At 74.2% G+C, this 17,568-nt stretch carries 14 protein-coding genes; 4 read left to right on the forward strand and 10 right to left on the reverse strand.

Features of this window, described 5'->3' with window-relative positions; genetic code table 11:
* Nucleotides 1–6: 6 nt before the first annotated feature.
* The 4 genes from ACFFKU_RS10145 to ACFFKU_RS10160 form a co-directional block, all read right to left on the reverse strand.
* Complete coding sequence (locus tag ACFFKU_RS10145) at nucleotides 7–981, reverse strand: carbohydrate ABC transporter permease (protein WP_380137623.1); 975 nt, start codon at nucleotides 979–981, stop codon at nucleotides 7–9.
* Between the two features lie 2 nt (nucleotides 982–983).
* Nucleotides 984–2,309, reverse strand: coding sequence for an ABC transporter substrate-binding protein (locus tag ACFFKU_RS10150; RefSeq protein WP_380137624.1), 1,326 nt, complete (start codon nucleotides 2,307–2,309; stop codon nucleotides 984–986).
* A gap of 99 nt (nucleotides 2,310–2,408) precedes the next feature.
* A complete protein-coding gene (aceB, locus tag ACFFKU_RS10155) occupies nucleotides 2,409–3,989 on the reverse strand; it encodes a malate synthase A (protein WP_380137625.1) in 1,581 nt (526 codons plus the stop codon).
* A gap of 137 nt (nucleotides 3,990–4,126) precedes the next feature.
* Nucleotides 4,127–5,227, reverse strand: coding sequence for a mandelate racemase/muconate lactonizing enzyme family protein (locus tag ACFFKU_RS10160; RefSeq protein ID WP_380137627.1), 1,101 nt, complete (start codon nucleotides 5,225–5,227; stop codon nucleotides 4,127–4,129).
* Between the two features lie 142 nt (nucleotides 5,228–5,369).
* Here ACFFKU_RS10160 and ACFFKU_RS10165 point away from each other — a divergent pair, with 142 nt between their 5' ends.
* Together ACFFKU_RS10165 and ACFFKU_RS10170 are read left to right on the forward strand one after the other, a co-directional pair.
* On the forward strand, nucleotides 5,370–6,173 hold the full coding sequence (locus ACFFKU_RS10165) for an IclR family transcriptional regulator (RefSeq protein ID WP_380137628.1): 804 nt from the start codon (nucleotides 5,370–5,372) through the stop codon (nucleotides 6,171–6,173).
* 100 nt (nucleotides 6,174–6,273) lie between these two features.
* Nucleotides 6,274–7,158, forward strand: a complete 885-nt coding sequence (locus ACFFKU_RS10170; RefSeq protein ID WP_380137629.1) for a LysR family transcriptional regulator — start codon at nucleotides 6,274–6,276, stop codon at nucleotides 7,156–7,158.
* Here the strand turns inward: ACFFKU_RS10170 and ACFFKU_RS10175 are convergent.
* Both ACFFKU_RS10175 and ACFFKU_RS10180 read right to left on the reverse strand, forming a co-directional pair.
* Nucleotides 7,145–8,257 (reverse strand): zinc-binding dehydrogenase, encoded by a 1,113-nt coding sequence (locus ACFFKU_RS10175; protein WP_490054851.1) that lies wholly within the window; start codon nucleotides 8,255–8,257, stop codon nucleotides 7,145–7,147. The two genes, ACFFKU_RS10170 and ACFFKU_RS10175, sit on opposite strands and share 14 nt — an antisense overlap.
* Nucleotides 8,258–8,401: 144 nt before the next feature.
* A complete protein-coding gene (locus ACFFKU_RS10180) occupies nucleotides 8,402–9,751 on the reverse strand; it encodes a M20 family metallopeptidase (RefSeq protein ID WP_380137633.1) in 1,350 nt (449 codons plus the stop codon).
* 410 nt (nucleotides 9,752–10,161) lie between these two features.
* On the opposite strand from ACFFKU_RS10180, the gene ACFFKU_RS10185 reads away from it, so the two are divergent.
* Nucleotides 10,162–11,256: an ROK family protein gene (locus ACFFKU_RS10185; RefSeq protein WP_380137635.1), complete on the forward strand. Its 1,095-nt coding sequence runs from the start codon at nucleotides 10,162–10,164 to the stop codon at nucleotides 11,254–11,256.
* Between the two features lie 15 nt (nucleotides 11,257–11,271).
* On the opposite strand, the gene ACFFKU_RS10190 is transcribed toward ACFFKU_RS10185, so the two are convergent.
* Complete coding sequence (locus tag ACFFKU_RS10190; RefSeq protein WP_380137637.1) at nucleotides 11,272–12,048, reverse strand: GAF and ANTAR domain-containing protein; 777 nt, start codon at nucleotides 12,046–12,048, stop codon at nucleotides 11,272–11,274.
* Between the two features lie 148 nt (nucleotides 12,049–12,196).
* Between ACFFKU_RS10190 and ACFFKU_RS10195 the strand changes: the two genes are divergently transcribed.
* Nucleotides 12,197–13,072, forward strand: coding sequence for a GTP-binding protein LepA (locus ACFFKU_RS10195; RefSeq protein ID WP_380137639.1), 876 nt, complete (start codon nucleotides 12,197–12,199; stop codon nucleotides 13,070–13,072).
* Here the strand turns inward: ACFFKU_RS10195 and ACFFKU_RS10200 are convergent.
* The 3 genes from ACFFKU_RS10200 to ACFFKU_RS10210 form a co-directional block, all read right to left on the reverse strand.
* Complete coding sequence (locus ACFFKU_RS10200; protein ID WP_380137640.1) at nucleotides 13,039–14,346, reverse strand: MFS transporter; 1,308 nt, start codon at nucleotides 14,344–14,346, stop codon at nucleotides 13,039–13,041. The genes ACFFKU_RS10195 and ACFFKU_RS10200 overlap by 34 nt on opposite strands.
* Nucleotides 14,347–14,413: 67 nt before the next feature.
* Entirely contained in the window at nucleotides 14,414–16,897 is a 2,484-nt protein-coding gene (locus ACFFKU_RS10205; protein ID WP_380137641.1) for a DNA gyrase/topoisomerase IV subunit A, read from the reverse strand.
* 27 nt (nucleotides 16,898–16,924) lie between these two features.
* Complete coding sequence (locus ACFFKU_RS10210; protein WP_380137643.1) at nucleotides 16,925–17,539, reverse strand: nitroreductase family protein; 615 nt, start codon at nucleotides 17,537–17,539, stop codon at nucleotides 16,925–16,927.
* Nucleotides 17,540–17,568: the final 29 nt, after the last annotated feature.

The following is a 17,568-nucleotide window of genomic DNA, read 5'->3' on the forward strand; positions in this document are numbered from 1 at the left end:
GCGGGACTAGTCATTGTAGAACACCCAGTACCTGGAGAAGAGGAAGTTCAGACCGGTGAAGATCGCGATGATGACCAGCAGGATCCAGCCCATCGCCGAGGCGTACCCCATGTCGAACTGCGTGAATCCCTGGATGTAGAGGTAGAGCGTGTAGAACATGGTCGAGTCAGCCGGACCCCCGGTGCCCCGGCTGATGACGTAGGCGGGTGTGAACGCCTGGAACGCCTGGATCAGCTGCAGCACGAGGTTGAAGAAGATGATCGGGGTGAGCAACGGCACCGTGACGTGCCGGAACTGCCCGAACTTCCCGGCCCCGTCCAGCCCGGCCTGCTCGTACAGGTCGGTCGGGATCTGGCGCAGACCGGCCATGAAGATGACCATCGGTGAGCCGAAGGTCCAGACGTGCAGCAGGATGATCGTGCCCAGCGCGGTGTCCGGGTTCCCGATCCAGTTCGGCAGGTCGGAGAACCCGAGGCCGCGCAGGACCTGGTTGACCCCACCCTCGTAGCCGAAGACCGTGTACCAGAGCAGGCCGATGCCGACGCTGCCACCGATGAGGGAGGGGAGGTAGAAGACCGACCGGTAGACGTTCAGGCCCCGGATGCCCTTGTCGAGGGCGATCGCCAGCAGCAGCGCGAACGCCAGCTGGAGCGGCACGGAGATCAGGACGTAGAGCCCGGTGACCGTCAGGGACGAGTAGAACCGCGGGTCACCGGTGAAGAGGCGTTCGTAGTTGCCCAGCCCGGCCCAGCGGGCTGGTTCCAGCAGGTTGTAGTCGGTGAAGGAGAGGTACAGCGAGGCGACGAGCGGCCCCGCCGTGATGAAGACGAACCCGACGATCCACGGCAGCAGGAAGAGGGCCGCGGCCCGTCCCTGCCGCCGGGGTCGGCGGGACCGGCCGGGCGGGCGGACCGTGGCGGTCGTCGGCGTGCTCCGCAGGACGGCGTCGGCGTCCAGGTCCGGGGTGCTGGTGTCGGCCATGCTCAGCCCTGGTCGAGCGCGGCCTGCAGGGTCCGGATGGCCTCGGCGACCGCGGCGTCGATGGCGACACCGCCGTTGAAGATGTCGTCGCCGGCCTTCTCGACCACCGTCTGCCAGTTGGCCCCGCCCACGGGGGGTTCCGGGCGGGCCCGCATCGGCTGGGCGTCGATGCGGTCCTGCATGTCGAGGATCGTGACCGCGGTCGGGTCGGCCTCGGTGCGGATGGCCTGGACGATCTCGGGGTTGGACGGGATCCCCGAGGCCAGACCGACGACCGTGGCGTTGCTGGGGTCGTTCAGCGAGTAGTCGATGAACGCCCCCGCGAGCTCGGGGGACGCGGAGTTCGCCCCCGTGCAGAGCCGCGTGTAGTAGCGGAACTGGTAGTCCGGGGCCGCACCCGAGGGGGCCGGGCTCTTGACCAGGGTCAGTTCGTGGTCGCCGGAGAAGGACACGTTGTCCGAGACCTGGTTCAGCTGGGCCAGGTAGAGGGCGGTCCGACCGCCGGTCTGGGTCCACTGGGTCTGCCCGGCCGAGATCTCGGTGGGCATGACCCCGCCGGCGTCGGTGGCCTGCTGCCACCACGCGAACCAGCTGCCCAGGGTGTCGGCGTCGAAGCCCAGCTCACCGTCGGCGGTGAAGACCTCGGCCCCCTGCTGACGGATCCAGAGGTGGGCGTGCTGGTAGAAGGTGCTCTGGTTGGCGATGCCCCAGTTCCCCTCGCCCGCGGCCCGGGCGTACGCGGCCGCGAGATCGGCGAGGTCCTGCCAGGTCCAGGTCTCGTCGTCGGGGAGGTCGGTGATGCCGGCGGCGGCCATCGCCGTCGAGTCGACCTGCGTGCAGGTGCTGTACTGGCTGTACACCGGTCCGAACTGCTTGCCCTCCAGCTTCCAGGACTCCACCACCTCGGGGTCGTAGGCGGAGAGGTCGATGGTCCCCTCGGGCAGCGTCCCCAGGTCGAGGAGCGCGCCGCGGCTGGCGTAGGTGAGGGCGAGGTTGGCCGGCATCCAGAACACGTCGGGCAGGTTGCGGCCCGCGGCCTGGACCGAGAGCCGGTCACCGTACCCGCTGTACTCCGAGGGTTCGAGCCTCACCTCTGCCTCGGTGAAACCCTGGGCGAACTCGCTGAACAGCCGCTGCCGGCTGTCGTTGCCCCACCAGGCGAACCGCACGGTTCCCTCGGTGGAGCCCTGGCCGGTCTGCTCGGGGCTGACGCCGCACGCGGCGAGACCGGCGGTCGTCGCCACGCCCGCCCCCACGCCGAGGAATCGGCGTCGGCTGGTCGCGGACGGGTGGACGGGGCGGGTGGTGGAACGGGGAGGGGTGGGCACAACAACTCCTTCGTCGTGGTGGGGTCGTGCAAGTCGTGGGGTTCCGTGCGGGTCGGTTCGAGCTCGTGCGTCGCGAGCCGGTCCGCGGGGAGGGGCGGGTCAGGACACGCCGACGGCGGCCGGTTCCACCAGGCTCGGGTAGGCCGCCAGGGTCAGGAAGTCGACGTAGGCGGGGTCGGTCGCCACCTGGGCGAACAGGTCGCGGGCAGCGTCGGCGCTGGCGGAGTCGGACTCCGCGCGCACGGCGTCGAGCAGCCCCAGGACCAGCTCGCTGGTGACGGTCTCCCCGTCCTCGAGACCGACGCGGTTGTGGATCCACTGCCAGACCTGGGAACGGGCGATCTCAGCGGTCGCCGCGTCCTCCATCAGGTTGTCGATGGCGACCGCCCCGGTCCCGGCCAACCAGGACTCCAGGTAGCGGAAGCCCACGGAGATGTTGCTCTCCAGCCCGGCGCGGGTGATGGTCCCCGGGGTCTCCGCGACGGCCAGCAGGTCGGCGGCGGCCACGTCCCGGGTCGGCACGACGTGCTTCTGGTGCGGGTCGTCGCCGAGGACGGCTCCGAACTCCTCCCGGCAGATCGGGACCAGGTCCGGGTGGGCCACCCAGGAGCCGTCGAACCCGTCACCGGCCTCGCGTCGCTTGTCGGCGCGGACCTTCTCCAGCGCGGCCGCGTTGACCTCGGGCAGCCGCCGGTTCGGGATGAACGCCGACATGCCACCGATCGCGTGCGCCCCGCGCCGGTGGCAGGTCTGCACCAGCAGCTCGGTGTAGGCCCGCATGAACGGGACGGTCATGGTCACCGTGTTGCGGTCGGGCAGGACCCACCGGGGACCGCGCGCCCGGTAGTACTTGATGAGGCTGAACATGTAGTCCCAGCGGCCGGCGTTCAGACCGGCGGCGTGCTCGCGCAGCTCCCAGAGGATCTCCTCCATCTGGAACGCGGCGGGCAGCGTCTCGATCAGCACCGTGGCGCGGATGCTGCCCTGCGGGATCTGCAGGAAGTCCTGGGCCAGGACGAACGCCCGGTTCCAGAGCCGGGCCTCGGCGGCGCTCTCCAGCTTGGGCAGGTAGAAGTAGGGACCGCTCCCGCGGCGCAGGAGCTCGGCGGCGTTGGCCGTCACGTAGACGGCGAAGTCGAACAGCGCGCCGGCGACGGCCTCGCCGCCGACCCGCACGTGGGCCTCGTCGAGGTGCAGTCCGCGCGGGCGGACGACGACGGTCGCGGTCTCCTCGGCCAGGGTGTAGCGCTTGCCGGCCTCGGACTCGAAGTCCACCTGGCGACGGATCGCGTCGTACAGGTTCACCTGGCCGTCGACGAGGTTCGCCCAGGTGGGCGTGCTGGCGTCCTCGAAGTCGGCCAACCACACCTTCGCCCCGGAGTTCAGCGCGTTGATCGTCATGCGCCGGTCGGTCGGTCCGGTGATCTCGACGCGGCGGTCCAGCAGGCCGGGTGCGGGCGGGGCGACGGTCCAGGACCCGGACCGCACGTCGGCGGTGGCGGGGTCGAAGTCGAAGTCGGCGCCGTCCGTTATCCGGGCGGCGAGATCGACCCGGGCGCCGAGCAGACGTCGACGTTCCCCGTCGAGCTCGTCGTGCAGGCGCCCCAGCAGCTCGAGGGCGGCGGGGGTGAGGACGCGGTCGCCGTGCGGGCGCGGCGAACCGGAGATCTGGACGGTCATGGTTCCTCGTTCGGGTCAGCGACGGAGGTACCGGGCCCCGTGGTCTCCAGGTCGGCCGGTGCGGTGCGGGTGGTCGTGCGGGTGGGTGGTGCGGGTGGTCGGGCGGGTGGGTCGTCGGGGTGCGCGCGTGGCCCGGGTCAGGCGGCCACGGTGGTCACCGCGGTCGTCGCCTCGCGGCAGAAGCGTTCGGTGAGCCGGACCCCCCAGCCGGGTTCCGCACCGATCGCGACGTGGCCGTCCACGACCTGCAGGGCGGGTTCGTAGACGTCGCGCGCCCAGGCCACGTCCTCCGCGCTCCACTCCTGCGCCTGGTGGCAGGCGGGCATCGCCGCCGCCATATGGAGGGTGAACACCTCCAGCAGGGAGTGGTTGGCGCAGTGCGGGGTGCAGGGGATCCCGGCGACGTCGGCCCGGGCCGCGACCTGCCGGGCCCGGCCGATGCCGCCGAGGTAACCGATGTCGGGCTGGACGATGTCGAGCAGGCCCTGGTTCAGGATCCGGTCGAACTGTTCCGGGGAGGTGTCCTGCTCGCCGCCGGCGACGGGGATGTCGAGGGTCCGGGCCACCGCTCCGGTCTGCTCGATCTGGGGGTAGGGGCACGGTTCCTCGAAGTGGACGTACCCGTGCTCCTCCAGGAGGCGCCCCACGCGGACCGCCTCGCCCGGTGAGTAACCGCCGTTCGCGTCGGCCCGGATGCTCACGGCGTCCCCGAGCTCGCGGCGCACGAGCGGGACGAGGGTCTCCGTCCGGCCCGGCCAGACGTCGGCGTCGCGGCCCATCGGGGTCCCGACGCGGATCTTGACCCCGGTGAACCCGTGCCGCTCCACGAGGGCGGCGAGGTGCTCGACCTCGGCCCCCGGGGTGCGGTCGCGGACCATGCTGGAGGCGTAGACGGGCAACCGGTCGCGGACGGCCCCCCCGAGCAGGGCGTGCACCGGCAGACCGGTCTCCTGCCCCAGGGCGTCCCAGACCGCGGTCTCGACCCCGGCGACGGCCCGGTTCAGGAAACTGCCGAGGAACTTGTAGTTCTCCCGGTAGCAGCGGTCGGTGGCCGCAGCAAGGTCGGCCGGGGCGGTTCCCAGGAAGAACGGTGCGACCAGGGTGTGCAGCACCTGCTCGGTGCAGGCCACCTGGTAGGGCGCGGACTGCCCGATGCCCTCGACCCCGTCGGTGGTCACCACGCGCACGGCGAGGACGGCGCCCCGGCGCCAGGTCTCGATCCGCTCGATGGTGCCCATCCGCCGACGTCTCCTTCGACTCGATCCATGATTCCGTCATGTGGACCCGGGGGTCCGATAGGTGGAGCCTGCCCGATGGTCGAGGGACGGTCAAGCGGCTCGAGGGGTCGATTTCGGAAAGACGATTCCGTAAAGTGGAATCATGACGCGCAACCCGGTCGCCGAGGTCCTCGCTGCACCCGTCCGGGCGGAGGGGGGTGTGCAGTCCGTCGAGCGGGCGTTCAGCGTGCTGACGCTGCTGGCCGACCACGGTGGCCAGCTCTCGCTCTCCGAGATCGCCGAACTCGCCGGGATCCCGCAGCCCACGGCGCACCGGTTGCTCAAGACCATGGCGGCGGGCGGGTACGTCTCCCGCCTCCCCGACCGGCGCTACGGCCTCGGTGCGCGTCTGATCGGTCTGGGGCAGAAGGCGACCTCGCTGCTGCACCACTTCGCCATGCCGCACCTGACCCGGTTGGTCGACGTCGTGGGCGAGACCGCGAACCTCGCCGTCCTCGACGGGACCAACGTCGTCTACATCGCCCAGGCCCCGTCGCGGCACAGCATGCGGATGTTCACCGAGGTCGGACGCCGGGTCAGCCCGCACTGCACGGGGGTGGGCAAGGCCATGCTCGCGGTGCTCGAACCCGCCCTGGCCGAACGGATCATCTCCTCGCTCGACTTCACCGCCGCCACGCCGCACACGCTGACCTCGCCCGGGGCCCTGCGGGCGGCCCTGGACGAGGTGCGCCGCACCGGTTACGCGGTCGACGACGGTGAGCAGGAGATCGGCGTCCGCTGCCTGGCGGTGGCCCTGCGGGTCGGCGCCTCGGTGGCCGCGGTGTCCGTGTCGGGCCCCACGGCCCGGCTGACCGAGGAGGTCGTGCGGACCGTGGCGCCGGCCGTCGCCCGGTGCGCCCAGGACGTCGCCGCGGAGATCGAGAAGGACCGTGCCGGGCAGGACTGAGCCGGGCCGGACCGAACAGGGTGGGGCCAGACCGCGCAGGACAGAGCCGGGAGGGACCGGGACGGGGCAGCGGAGGGCCCCCGGCAGCGAGGACCTGCTCGTGCTGCTCACCGTCGCGCGCCTCGGCCACTTCGGGGCCGCCGCCGAGGTGCTGGGGACCGCGCGGACCACGGTGGCGCGGCGCATCACCGCGCTCGACCGGGCCCTGGGCGGGCCGACCCTCGCGCGCACCGCCCACGGGTGGGAACTCACCGACCTGGGACGGCGGGCGCGCCGGGCCGCCGAGGAGATCCAGCGCTCGCTCGGTTCCCTGGCCGAGGCCGCCCCTGTCCCGGAGGTCCGGGGGACGCTGCGCATCGGGGCCCCCGAGGGACTCGGGGCCGCGCTGGTGACCCCGGCCCTGGTCCGCCTGCACCGGCGTCACCCGGACCTGGCCGTCCAGGTCACCACCCTGTTGCAGCCCGTGGCGCGGCGGTACCCCGGGCTCGACCTGGCCGTGGCGGTGGGGCGGGGTTCGCCGTCGCCGGGTGGACCCGGTCTGCTGCTGGGGGAGTACCGGTTGGCGCTGTTCGCCCATCGCGACTACCTGCGGGAGAACGGCGAACCCCGGTCCCGTGACGACCTGCGCCACCACGACTTCGTGACCTACGTCGAGACGCAGCTCGCCGTGCCGGAACTCGGACGGCGCGGCTCCGGGCTCCCGCGGCCGCGTTCGGAGTTCCAGGCCAGCGGGGTGTTCGCCCAGCTGAGCGCCGTCCGGCACGGGGCCGGGATCGCGCTGCTGCCGACGTTCCTGGTCGGTCCTTCCGGGGCGGAGGGGGAGCTCGTCCCGGTGCCGGCGGGAGGGGTGTCGCACCGGGTGCCCATCCGGGCGCACGTGCACCCCGAGGCGGCCCGGCGCCCCGCGGTCCGGGCCGCGCTCGACGCATTGTCGCGGGCGGTCGCCGCGCGGGCGGACGTCTTCCCGGGCCTCAGTCCATGGTGACGATCGCGCGGCCCCGGATCTCCCCGCGACCGAGCGCCGCGTAGGCCTCGGCCACGGCGCGCAGCGGGAACTCGTCGGTGACGACACGGGCGGGGTCGAACGCCCCGGCCGCGGCCCGGTCGACGATGGCGGGCAGGTCCGTCCGGGTCCGGGCGCCGTAGGAACCGAGCAGGGACCGGCTTCGCCGCACGAAGGGGGTGATCTCGACGCCCACCTCCACCCCGGTCGCGGCCAACCCCACCGCGACCGCCCGACCGCCGTCGGCGAGCGCCTCGAGCGCCAGCCGGAGGGTCTCCGGTCGGCCCAGCGCCTCGATGGTCACGTCCAGCCCCCGGCCACCCGTGAGTTCACGGATCGCGGTGAGCGCGTCGACCGACGCGGAGTTCACGGTGTGGGTGGCCCCGAGGGAACGGGCGAGGTCGAGCTTGCGGTCGTCCACGTCGACGGCCACCACCGTCTCGGCCCCCGAACCGGCCGCGAGCTGCACCATCGACAACCCCAGGCCCCCCACGGCGACGACCCCCACCGCGTCGCCCGGACCGACCTGGCCGGCCCGGGTCACGGCCCCGTAGGCCGTCATGCCCGCGCACCCGAGGATGGCCGCGCTGCGGGGTTCCACCCCCTCGGGGAGGGGGGCGAGCGCGCTGACCGGGCAGACCGCGAACTCGGCCAACCCGCCCATGGAGTACATCGCCAACGGGGTCCCGTCCACGCGGGACAACCGTGAGGTCCCGTCGAACAGGACGCCGCGGGTGCGGTTCTGCGCGAAGAACTCCGCGCACAGGTCGTCGCGGCCGCGCCGGCAGGCCTCGCACGTCGTGCAGGGCATGATGAACGCCCCCACGACCGCCGTCCCCACGTCCGGTCCGGCTCCGGTGGCCGCCACGTCCGGGCCGAGTTCCACCACGGTGCCGCTGATCTCGTGCCCCAGCACCGCCGGGCGGGGGAACGCGATCTCCCCCCGGGCCACGTGCAGGTCGGAGTGGCAGACACCGCAGGAACGCACCCGGACCAGCACCTCGCCCGCCCGCGGGACGGGGCGGGGAACGCGTTCCAGGGAGAACTCCCCTTCGGGGGTCAGGACGGCGGCCAGCATCATCGGTGAGGTCACCCGGCGACCCTGCGCCCCGGCCGAGGGGCTCGTCAACGTGCGGTCCTGCACCCCGGGTGTGCAGTTCTGCACCCCGCCCCGGTCGCCCGCCCTGATCGTCCCCCCTGATCGGTCCTACGGCCCGTGCCGGGGTCAGCCGAGGAAACCCGCCACGTCCAGGACCCCGCCCGCGGCGTCGAACTCCCGCCGCACGGCGGTGAGCAGTTCGGGGTCGGCGAGCACGTCGAGGGCGGTCAGGGCCAGGCCGACGGCGCCGTCGAGCACGGCCGCGTCTCCGCGCGGCCCCCCCGCCGCCGTCGCGAACCCGCTGGTGTGCAACGACTCCGTGGGATCGGCGAGGGCGACCATGGGGTGGATGGACGGTACCCGGACGCTGACGTTTCCGAGGTCGGTGGAACCGGCGAGGGATTCCGGGACGACCCCGGGCGGCAGCGACACCCGGCCGCGGCGGGCCTGGTGCTCGGTCCAGCGGGCCGCGAGCTCGACGTTGGCCCGGATCGGCAGGTAGGCCGGTTGCGCGTCCCACTCGAGTTCCACGCCGCAGCCGGTCGTGGCCGCCGCCGCCCGCAGGATCACCTCCACCCGTTCGCAGAGGTCGGTCAGGGTTTCCGGGGCCGCCGAACGGACGTAGTACTCCGCCACCGCGCGTTCGGGCACGATGTTGGGCCGTTGCCCGCCGTCGACGATGATCCCGTGCACGCGGTCGGAGTCGGGGACGTGCTGACGCAGCATGGCGATCCCGGTGTACCCGGCCACGACGGCGTCGAGCGCGTTGCGCCCCATGAAGGGTTGCGCCGCCGCGTGCGCGGCGACCCCGGTGTAGGTGGCCCGCACCTGGCGCCGGCCCAGGAACGGCTGGATCGCCACGTCGTAGGAGAACGGGTGCAGCATCACGACGGCGTCGACCCCCGCGAACGCACCGGCTCGGGCCATGAACTCCTTGCCCCCGCCGCCCTCCTCGGCCGGGGTGCCCAGCAGCACCACGGTGCCGGTGACCGAACCCGCGCGCAGCGCGGACGCCAGCCCGAGGAACGCCCCGACCGCCGCGGCGCAGATGACGTTGTGCCCGCACCCGTGACCGATCCCCGGCAACGCGTCGTACTCGGCCAGCACGGCCACCGTCGGGCCCGCGCCGTTCGACACCACCGCGCGCAACGCCGTCGGCAACCCGAACACGTCGACGTCGGCGGCGACGTCGTGCCCGGCCAGCAGGGTCTGCACGGCCCGCACGGAGCGGTGCTCGGCGAAACCCTCCTCAGGGTGGGCGTGCAGGTCGTGGGACAACGCCAGCAGGTGGTCCGCCGCGGCCTCCACCGCCGCCTCGGCGGCGGCCCGCACGTCCTCCGGTGCTCCGGCGTAGGGACTGTGCAACGGGGTCGCGGTGCGGGCGGCGCGCTCCGTGCCGACCCGCAGGGCGGTCAGGTAGCTGTCGTCGGGCGGGCGGGGGCGCGTCGGGTCGGCTCCGGGAGCGGCGGCGTCCATGCCCGCCAGGGTGTCGCGGTCCCGCGGGGAGGACCACCCCGGGGTCGCTGGGGTGGGAACCGTGCCCCCGCCGGGAGATCACGTCGGTCCGCCTCGTCGGGAACCCTCGGGGCGGGACGTCCCGCCACCCACGGCGCCGTGCTGCTCCTCGGCGCGGCTCCGACGGTGCGGTCCTGACGACCGGGTGCACCGCCGACCTGCGCCGGGCCGTCGTCACCGGGCTCACCCGCGACCGGCTGCGCGCTGCTGGCGGGCCCGCCACCGTGGGCGCCGGGCCGCCCTCGTCGACCGGGGGTGGCGCGGCGGCCGGATCCACCGCACCGCTGGCAGGATCGGGGCCGACCCCGAGAGCGGAGGACCCCCTGCCCAGCCCTGACCCCGTCGAATCCCTCGCCGCGCTGCCGGCCCGGGTGCGCCGGCTGCTCGGCCTCGTGCACGCCGAACCGGGGATCTCCCGCGCCGCGGCGGCGCGGGCCCTCGGGGCGAGCTCGGGGGCGACGAGCGACCTGGTCGCCACCGCGGTGGCCGCGGGCTGGCTGCGGGAGGGGGACGCGGTGGCCCACGGGCGGGGGCGTCCCACCCGCAGCCTGGAACCGTCCCCCGACGCCCCGGGCGTCGTCGGCGCGGAGATCACCCACGAGGGTTGGCGCGTCGCGGTCGTCGGGCTGGGGGGGACGGTCCGGACGGCCCGGACCGGACGGCACGACCGACGGGACCCGGACGCGGTCCTCGGCGCGGTGCGGGCGGCGGCGGCCGCGGTGGCCGACCGCACCCCGGTGCTGGGCCTCGGGCTCGCCGTCCCGGGGCTCGTGCGCGACGAACGACGGCTGGACGCCCCCATGCTCCGCTGGCGCGACCGGGACCTGGGTCCCGCCCTCGCCGACGGGGTCGGTGCCTTCGTGGCCGGCAACGACGCGACGCTGGCCGCCCTGGGGGAGGCCCGCCGCGGCGCCGGCCGGGGGGCCCGGGTCCAGCTGCACCTGCACCTCGACGCGGGCGTGGGCGGGGCCGTCGTCGGGGCGGGGGAGCCCGCGCTGGGTGCCCACGGGCTGGCGGGCGAGTACGGGCACCTCCCCTTCGGGGACCCGGGGCAGCGTTGCGGGTGCGGGGCGCGCGGCTGCTGGGGGTTGAGCACGGGGGGAGAGGCGATGGCGCGGTCCCTCGGCGAGGAGGCTCCCGACGACCCGGTCGCCCACGCCCACCGGGTCTACGAGCGTGCGGCCGCGGGGGAGGCCGGGGCCCGGGGCGCGGTGGCCGAGGTCGCCGCCGCGGTCGGACGCGGGATCGCCGGGCTGGTGCACGCCCTGGACCCCGACCGGGTCACCCTCGGCGGGACCGGGGTACGTCTGCTGGAACTGGCCGGACCCGACGTCGCCCGGGCCTGCGCGCAGAACCTGATGAGTTTCCGGGCGCTGCCGCCACCGGAACTCCTCCCCGCCGCGCTCGGCTCCGACGCCTCCGTCGTGGGGGCCGCCGAACTCCTCTGGACGCGACTGCTCCGTTAGGAGGTGGGAACCCGGTCAGGTTCCCAACGAGCCCGTCCGGGCGACCTCGTCGGCGAGGACGTGGAGTTTGACGTTGCGCTGCTGACTGATCTTCGCGATGAGGGCGAAGGCCTCGTCCGCGTCGACGTGGAGCCGTTCCATCAGCACGCCCTTGGCCTGACCGATGACGTCGCGGTGGTGCAGGGCCAGGGACAGGTTCTCGCTGCGACGGACGGCCGAGAGGGCGGTCGCCGCGATCGCGCTGAAGGCCAGTCCGGTCTCCCGCGCCCGGTCGGAGAACGCCGCGACCTCGTGCGAGAACAGGTTGAGCCCGCCGAGGGGCTTGTCGTCCTCGACGTAGAGCCGCAACGACAGCACGCTGCGGACCCCCCACGTCGCCGGGGCCTCCGTCGCGAGGGCGGGCCAGCGGCGTTCGCGGGCGAGGTCGTCGCTGCGGACGATCGAGCGCAGGTGCAGGACGTCGAGGCAGGGACCCTCGTCGAGCTTGTCCTGCAGCGCGTCCACGCCACGGGCCACGTCGTCGGTGCCGACCGCGGGGATCGCCTGGCGCCGTCGACCCAGGAGGTGGATGGAACCCCGCTGGGCGCCCTCGATCATCACCAGGGCCTGGGCCAGGATCGCGTCGAGAACCTTCTCGACGGTGTCCTGCCGGTGCAGGCTGCGACTCAACCGGGCCAGGTCGCGTTCGAGGGTGACGGGCCCGTGCAGCCCCTCCAGTGGGGGTGGGGTGTCCTCGGCGGGCGGGGAGACCGCCCGCTGGGTCGGGTCGGACCGGTCGACGTGCGCGGGCATCTGCCCTCCCCTCGTGGATGGTCGCGCCGTGCCTTCGACACTCCACCGCAGGAACGGCCACCGTATCGCGTCCGGGTGGTGGCACCCATCCGGGACGAGCGGTGCTCCGAAGGACGGTGAGAACCCCGCACCACGGCTAGGAGCAGCGATGTCCGTCCCCACCCCGCTCGCGCACCGGATCCGCGACCACGTCGACCGGCTCGGCGCGCAGCATCCGCCGATCGACCTCGCCACCGCCGACTTCACCGTCCGGGATCCGAGCAGCGTGCGGGCCCGGTTCGGCCACGTCCTGTCCTACATGGCCCGCGTCGAGATCGAGGTCGAGCGCAACGTTCTGGAGCTCGCCACGCTGCTGCCCGCCGTCTCGGAGACCGACCGTCGCTTCTACGCCGACGTCTGGGCGCCGCAGGAGGAACGGCACGGGCTCCTGCTGGACGCATTGGGTCAGGAACTCGGGATGGATCCCGTCCGGGCGGACACCACGGAGGTCCCGGCCCGCGTCGCGGTCCTGGGCCGCCTGGCCCACCTCCCCTTCGTCCACGAGGTGGTCCGACTCCTCTACTACCTGACCGGCGCAGCCACCGAGAAGTCGGCGATGCTCGCCTACCGGGCCATGTCGACCGGTCTGGAAGAGCTGGGCGAGAAAGCGATCCGCCGCACCGTGGTCGACGCGATCAAGGTCCAGGAGCCCGGTCACTACGCGTTCTACAAACTCAGCGCCGAGGAGATGCTCGCCTCCGGCGCGATCTCCGGCTGGCAGCTGCACCTGGCCCGGTTGCTGCGCAGCCGCCGCTACGGGCTGGTCGGGGCCCGGACCGCCGAGCAGCGCCGGGACTTCGGCGGGGTGGTGGTCGAGCTGGGGCTCGATGCCGACCTCGAACGGCACGTGCGCGACATCTCCCGGTTGGAGTCGCAGCTGCTGTGGGCGCGGGAGAAGGGCCTGCCGGTGCCCGACTACGCACTGGCGGGGTTCCGGGACGCCGCCCGTGACTACCGGCGCGAGCGGGACCTGCGGGCGGCGTGACCGCCCGGGTCGGCCGTGCGCGCGGCCGGTCGGGTACCCGGGAGGAAGGTCAGCAGCACGGCCAGGGCGGTCACCGCGGCCGCGGTGGCCGCGAGCATCGCCAGGCCGTGGGGCAGGACGACACCCCCGAGGAAGGCCCCGGCGGCGATCCCCGCGTTCGTCGTTGAGTTCACGATCGCCGGGGCGGTCGCCGGGTTCGCGCAGACCCGCAACCCGGCGGTCTGCAGCATGGCCGGCAGCCCGCCGTAGGCGATGCCCCACACCAGCAGCAGCACGGTCGCGGCGGCCGGCCCGACCGCCGACGGCGGCAGCACGTACCCGGCCGTCGCCAGGGCCAGCACGATCCCGGCGACGCGCAGCGCGGTGGCCGGGTGCGCGTCGGCCACCCGGGCCACCACGGCCACGCCCACCAGGCTGCCGAGACCGAAGGCGAACAGCAGCGGCCCGAGCGCGGGGGTCGGGGCCCCAGCCCGTTGCAGCAGCTCGGTGACGTAGGTGTAGCCCGTCGTGTGCCCGAGCAGGAACAGCAGGGAGAACGCGCCGACCACGACGACGGCCGTGCGGTCCGTCCGTCCGGCCGGGAGGGCGGGCCGGGCGTCGGTGGAGGCGTCGGTGGAGGCGTCGGTGGAGGCCGCCGTGACGGGGTCGACCACGGGCGTCCCGCTCCGGTGCCGGCCGCGGGGGCCGTCCGGCGGCAGGACGACCCGGGCGGCCCCCGCCAGCACGACGAGCAGGACGGCGGTGCCCAGGAACGGCGCCTGCCAGCCGAAGCGTTCCCCCGCCGCGGTCGCCAGCGGTACACCGAAGGCGAAGGCGGCCATCACACCGCTGCTGACGACGGTGACGGCCGACCCGGAGCGGGACCGGGGGGAGAGTCGGACCGCCGTCGCCACCACGACCGAGACGAACGCGGCGTGGGCCGCCCCGCCGAGGACGCGGGCGGCGAGCGCCAGGCCGAAGGAGTCGAGGGCACCGGCCGCGACGACCACCAGGTTGCTCGTGACGTAGGCGCCGATGAGGCCGAGCAGGGCCCGCCGCGGTCCGAAGCGGGTGACGAGGGCGGTCAGCGGGACGGCCCCCACGGCGACCACCAGCGCGTAGACCGAGGTCCACCACCCGATGCGCGCGGGACCGACGCCGAAGGCCGCGGTCAGCTGCGGGAGCAGACCGATCGGGACGAGCTCGGTCGAGACGGCCGCGAACAGCGTCCCGGCCAGCACCGCCATCGTCCGGGCGGGGAGGGCGGCCCGGGGCGGGGCTGCGGTCGTCGTCACGGCGACAATATACTCGTCTCACGAGTAAAACCGGGAGGAACGAGGACCTGGGGTCGGCCCGCGGGGCTCAGGGCGTCGGCGGCCCCGCGATCGCGGCGACCGGCTTCTCCAGCGCGGTCCCGCCCCCGTCGCGCCGGCCGGGTTCGGTGGGCAGCGCCACGGCCGTGCCCTGCGGGGTCGCGGCCTCGGCCGGTCCCGTGCCGACCCAGGCCACCAGCAACGAGTCCTCGCCCCGGGCGAAGCGGTGGCAGCGCACCCCGCCGGTGGCCCGCCCCTTGGCCGGGTACTCGGCGTAGGGCGTGACCTTGGCCGAGCCCAGCTGGGTGCCGGGCAGCGCGCCGGAGTCCCCGGCCACGGTGACGACCACGGCCGCCGGGTCGTCGGGGGCCACGGCCGTGAACGAGACGACGCGGGCCCCGGCGGTGAGACGGATCCCGGCCATGCCGGCCGCCGCCCGACCCTGCGGGCGCACGGCCGCGGCCGGGAAGCGCAGGAGCTGGGCGTCGGAGGAGACGAGCACCAGGTCCTCCTCGCCGTCGCGCAGCTGCACCACCCCGACGAGCTCGTCCTTGACCCGGGCCGAGACGTCCTTGAGCGCGATGACCTCGACCTCCTCGCGGGCGCCCAGGGGTTCGAGCACGACCCGCTTCACCACGCCCTGCGCGGTGGCCATGGCGAACCCCGCGTCGTCGGGGTCCTCCACCCCGGCGACCGGGAGCGGGACCAGGGCCAGCACGCGCTCGTTCCGGGCCAGGGTCACGAACTCCTTGACCGCGACGCCCGCGGCCAGCGAGGGCCGGGCGTTGGTGTCCGGGAGCGTCGGCAGGTCCAGGACGGAGATGCGCACCAGGCGACCGGCCGAGGTGACCACGCCGACGTGCCCGCGGGCGGTCGCCGGGGCGGTCGAGACGACGAGGTCGTGGCGCGCGCGCCGCCCCTCGACCCCGAGCGGGCCCGCGTCGGTGGTGCGGGCCAGCAGGCCGGTGGAGGACATCAGCACCGTGCACGGGTCGTCGGCGATCTCCAGCACGGCGTTGCGGCCCGCGGCGGCCGAGGGGACCCCGGCGGCCAGCAGCTGCGTGCGGCGCGGGGTCCCGTGCTCGGCGGCGACCTCGGCCAGCTCGTCGGAGACCACGCCGCGCAGCCGGGCCTCGTCGGCCAGGATCGCGCGCAGCTCGGCGATCTCGGCGTTGAGCTGGGCCTGCTCGCGCTCCAGCTCGATGGTGGAGAACCGGGTGAGCCGCCGCAGCTGCATCTCGAGGATGTAGCCGGCCTGCAGCTCGGAGAGGTCGAAGACCTGCATGAGGCGTTCGCGCGCGGCGGCGGCGTCGTCGGAGGTCCGCACGATCTGGATGACCTCGTCGATGTCGAGGATCGCCAGCAGCAGCCCGTCGACCAGGTGCAGCCGTTCCTCGCGCCGCCGCAACCGGTAGGCGGTCCGGCGGCGCACCACGTCGATCCGGTGCGCGATGAACACCTCGAGGAGCTGCTTGAGGCCCAGCGTCCGCGGCTGCCCCTCGACCAGGGCGACGTTGTTGATCCCGAACGACTCCTCCAGCGGGGTCAGCCGGTACAGCTGCTCCAGCACCGCCTCGGGGATGAACCCGTTCTTGACCTCAATGACCAGGCGCAGGCCGTGCGTGCGGTCGGAGAGGTCGACGACGTCGGCGATCCCCTGCAGGCGCTTGTTCTTGACGTGCTCGGAGATCTTCTCGGTGAGCCGTTCCGGGCCGACACCCAGGGGGAGTTCGGTGACGACGATCCCCTTGCGGCGCTTGACGTCCTCGATGTGGGTGCGCGCCCGGGTGCGGAACGTCCCGCGGCCCGTCTCGTACGCGTCGCGGATCCCCTCCAGCCCGACGATGATCCCGCCGGTGGGCAGGTCCGGACCGGGGACGAAACGCATCAGGGCGGGCAGGTCGGCGTCGGGGTGCCGGATCAGGTGGCGGGCGGCGCCGATCACCTCGCCAAGGTTGTGCGGGGCCATGTTGGTGGCCATCCCGACCGCGATCCCGCTGGCCCCGTTGACGAGAAGGTTCGGGAACGCGGCCGGCAGCACCCCGGGTTCGGTGAGCTGGTCGTCGTAGTTGGGGACGAAGTCGACGACGTCCTCGTCGAGCCCGGTCGTCATCAGCAGCGCCGCCGGGGCGGGGCGGGCCTCGGTGTAGCGCTGGGCCGCGGGCCCCGCGTCGGGGGAGCCGAAGTTGCCGTGACCGTCGACGAGCGGCACCCGCAGGGTGAACGGCTGGGCCTGGCGCACCAGCGCGTCGTAGATGGCCACGTCCCCGTGCGGGTGGAGTTTCCCCATCACCTCCCCGACCACGCGGGCCGACTTCACGTGCCCGCGGTCGGGGCGAAGGCCCATGTCCTGCATCATGTACAGGATCCGACGCTGCACCGGCTTGAGGCCGTCGCGGGCGTCGGGCAGGGCGCGGGAGTAGATGACCGAGTAGGCGTACTCGAGGAAGGCGCCCTGCATCTCCTGCTCGACGTCGATGTCCACGATGTTCTCGGGGGGCAACGGCGGGGGCGGGGTGGAGGTGCGGGCCATGGGGCCATCTTGCCCGCGGGCGTCGTCTCAGCCGCCCCAGGCCACGCCGAACCGCCCGTCGTGGGCCACCTGCGCCAGACCGCGCCGCGGCCCGGGCCGCGAGGACCGGGAGGCCTCGTCGGGGGCCCGGTGCCCCAGGCTCACCGCGGCGACGAGGCGCAGCCCGGCCGGGACGGCGAAGCGCGTGCGGAGCCGGTCGTGGGCGGCGGCCGGGATCCCGAACAGGCACGCGCCGAGACCCTCGTCGACCGCGGCCAGCAGCAGCAGCTCGGCGGCCATGCCCGCGTCGACCTCGGGCCACGGGGTGCTCCAGGTCGCCGCGTCGCGGTCCGGGCCGGGCTTGTCGGCCCGGGCGTAGCGCGCGGCGTAGGCCCCCGGGTCGGTGAGCACCAGGACGAGCACGGGGGCGGTCCGCATCCCGGTCAGCCAGGCGTCGCCGCCCCCGGGGGCGCAGTCGGCCCAGAACGCCTCGCGGTCGGCGTCCGTGCGCAGCACCAGCAGGGCGCGGCCCTCGGTGCCGCCCGCGGCCGGGGCCCGCAGCGCCGCGGCGAGCACCCGGTCCAGCACCTCCGGGGCGAGGCCCCGGTCGGCGTCGTAGCGGCGCACCATCCGCCGCCGTCGCAGCACGTCCTGCAGCTCCATGCCGTCATCCTGACGGCCGCACTAAGCTC

Source organism: Kineococcus gynurae (assembly GCF_042433995.1).
Taxonomy (GTDB): domain Bacteria; phylum Actinomycetota; class Actinomycetes; order Actinomycetales; family Kineococcaceae; genus Kineococcus; species Kineococcus gynurae.

Bases quoted from the DNA above. Each gene is read 5' to 3' on its own strand.
- ACFFKU_RS10145 (WP_380137623.1), bottom strand. From the start codon at position 981: ATGGCCGACACCAGCACCCCGGACCTGGACGCCGACGCCGTCCTGCGG.
- aceB (WP_380137625.1), bottom strand. From the start codon at position 3,989: ATGACCGTCCAGATCTCCGGTTCGCCGCGCCCGCACGGCGACCGCGTC.
- ACFFKU_RS10160 (WP_380137627.1), bottom strand. From the start codon at position 5,227: ATGGGCACCATCGAGCGGATCGAGACCTGGCGCCGGGGCGCCGTCCTC.
- ACFFKU_RS10165 (WP_380137628.1), top strand. From the start codon at position 5,370: ATGACGCGCAACCCGGTCGCCGAGGTCCTCGCTGCACCCGTCCGGGCG.
- ACFFKU_RS10175 (WP_490054851.1), bottom strand. From the start codon at position 8,257: ATGATGCTGGCCGCCGTCCTGACCCCCGAAGGGGAGTTCTCCCTGGAA.
- ACFFKU_RS10180 (WP_380137633.1), bottom strand. From the start codon at position 9,751: ATGGACGCCGCCGCTCCCGGAGCCGACCCGACGCGCCCCCGCCCGCCC.
- ACFFKU_RS10190 (WP_380137637.1), bottom strand. From the start codon at position 12,048: ATGCCCGCGCACGTCGACCGGTCCGACCCGACCCAGCGGGCGGTCTCC.
- ACFFKU_RS10195 (WP_380137639.1), top strand. From the start codon at position 12,197: ATGTCCGTCCCCACCCCGCTCGCGCACCGGATCCGCGACCACGTCGAC.
- ACFFKU_RS10205 (WP_380137641.1), bottom strand. From the start codon at position 16,897: ATGGCCCGCACCTCCACCCCGCCCCCGCCGTTGCCCCCCGAGAACATC.
- ACFFKU_RS10210 (WP_380137643.1), bottom strand. From the start codon at position 17,539: ATGGAGCTGCAGGACGTGCTGCGACGGCGGCGGATGGTGCGCCGCTAC.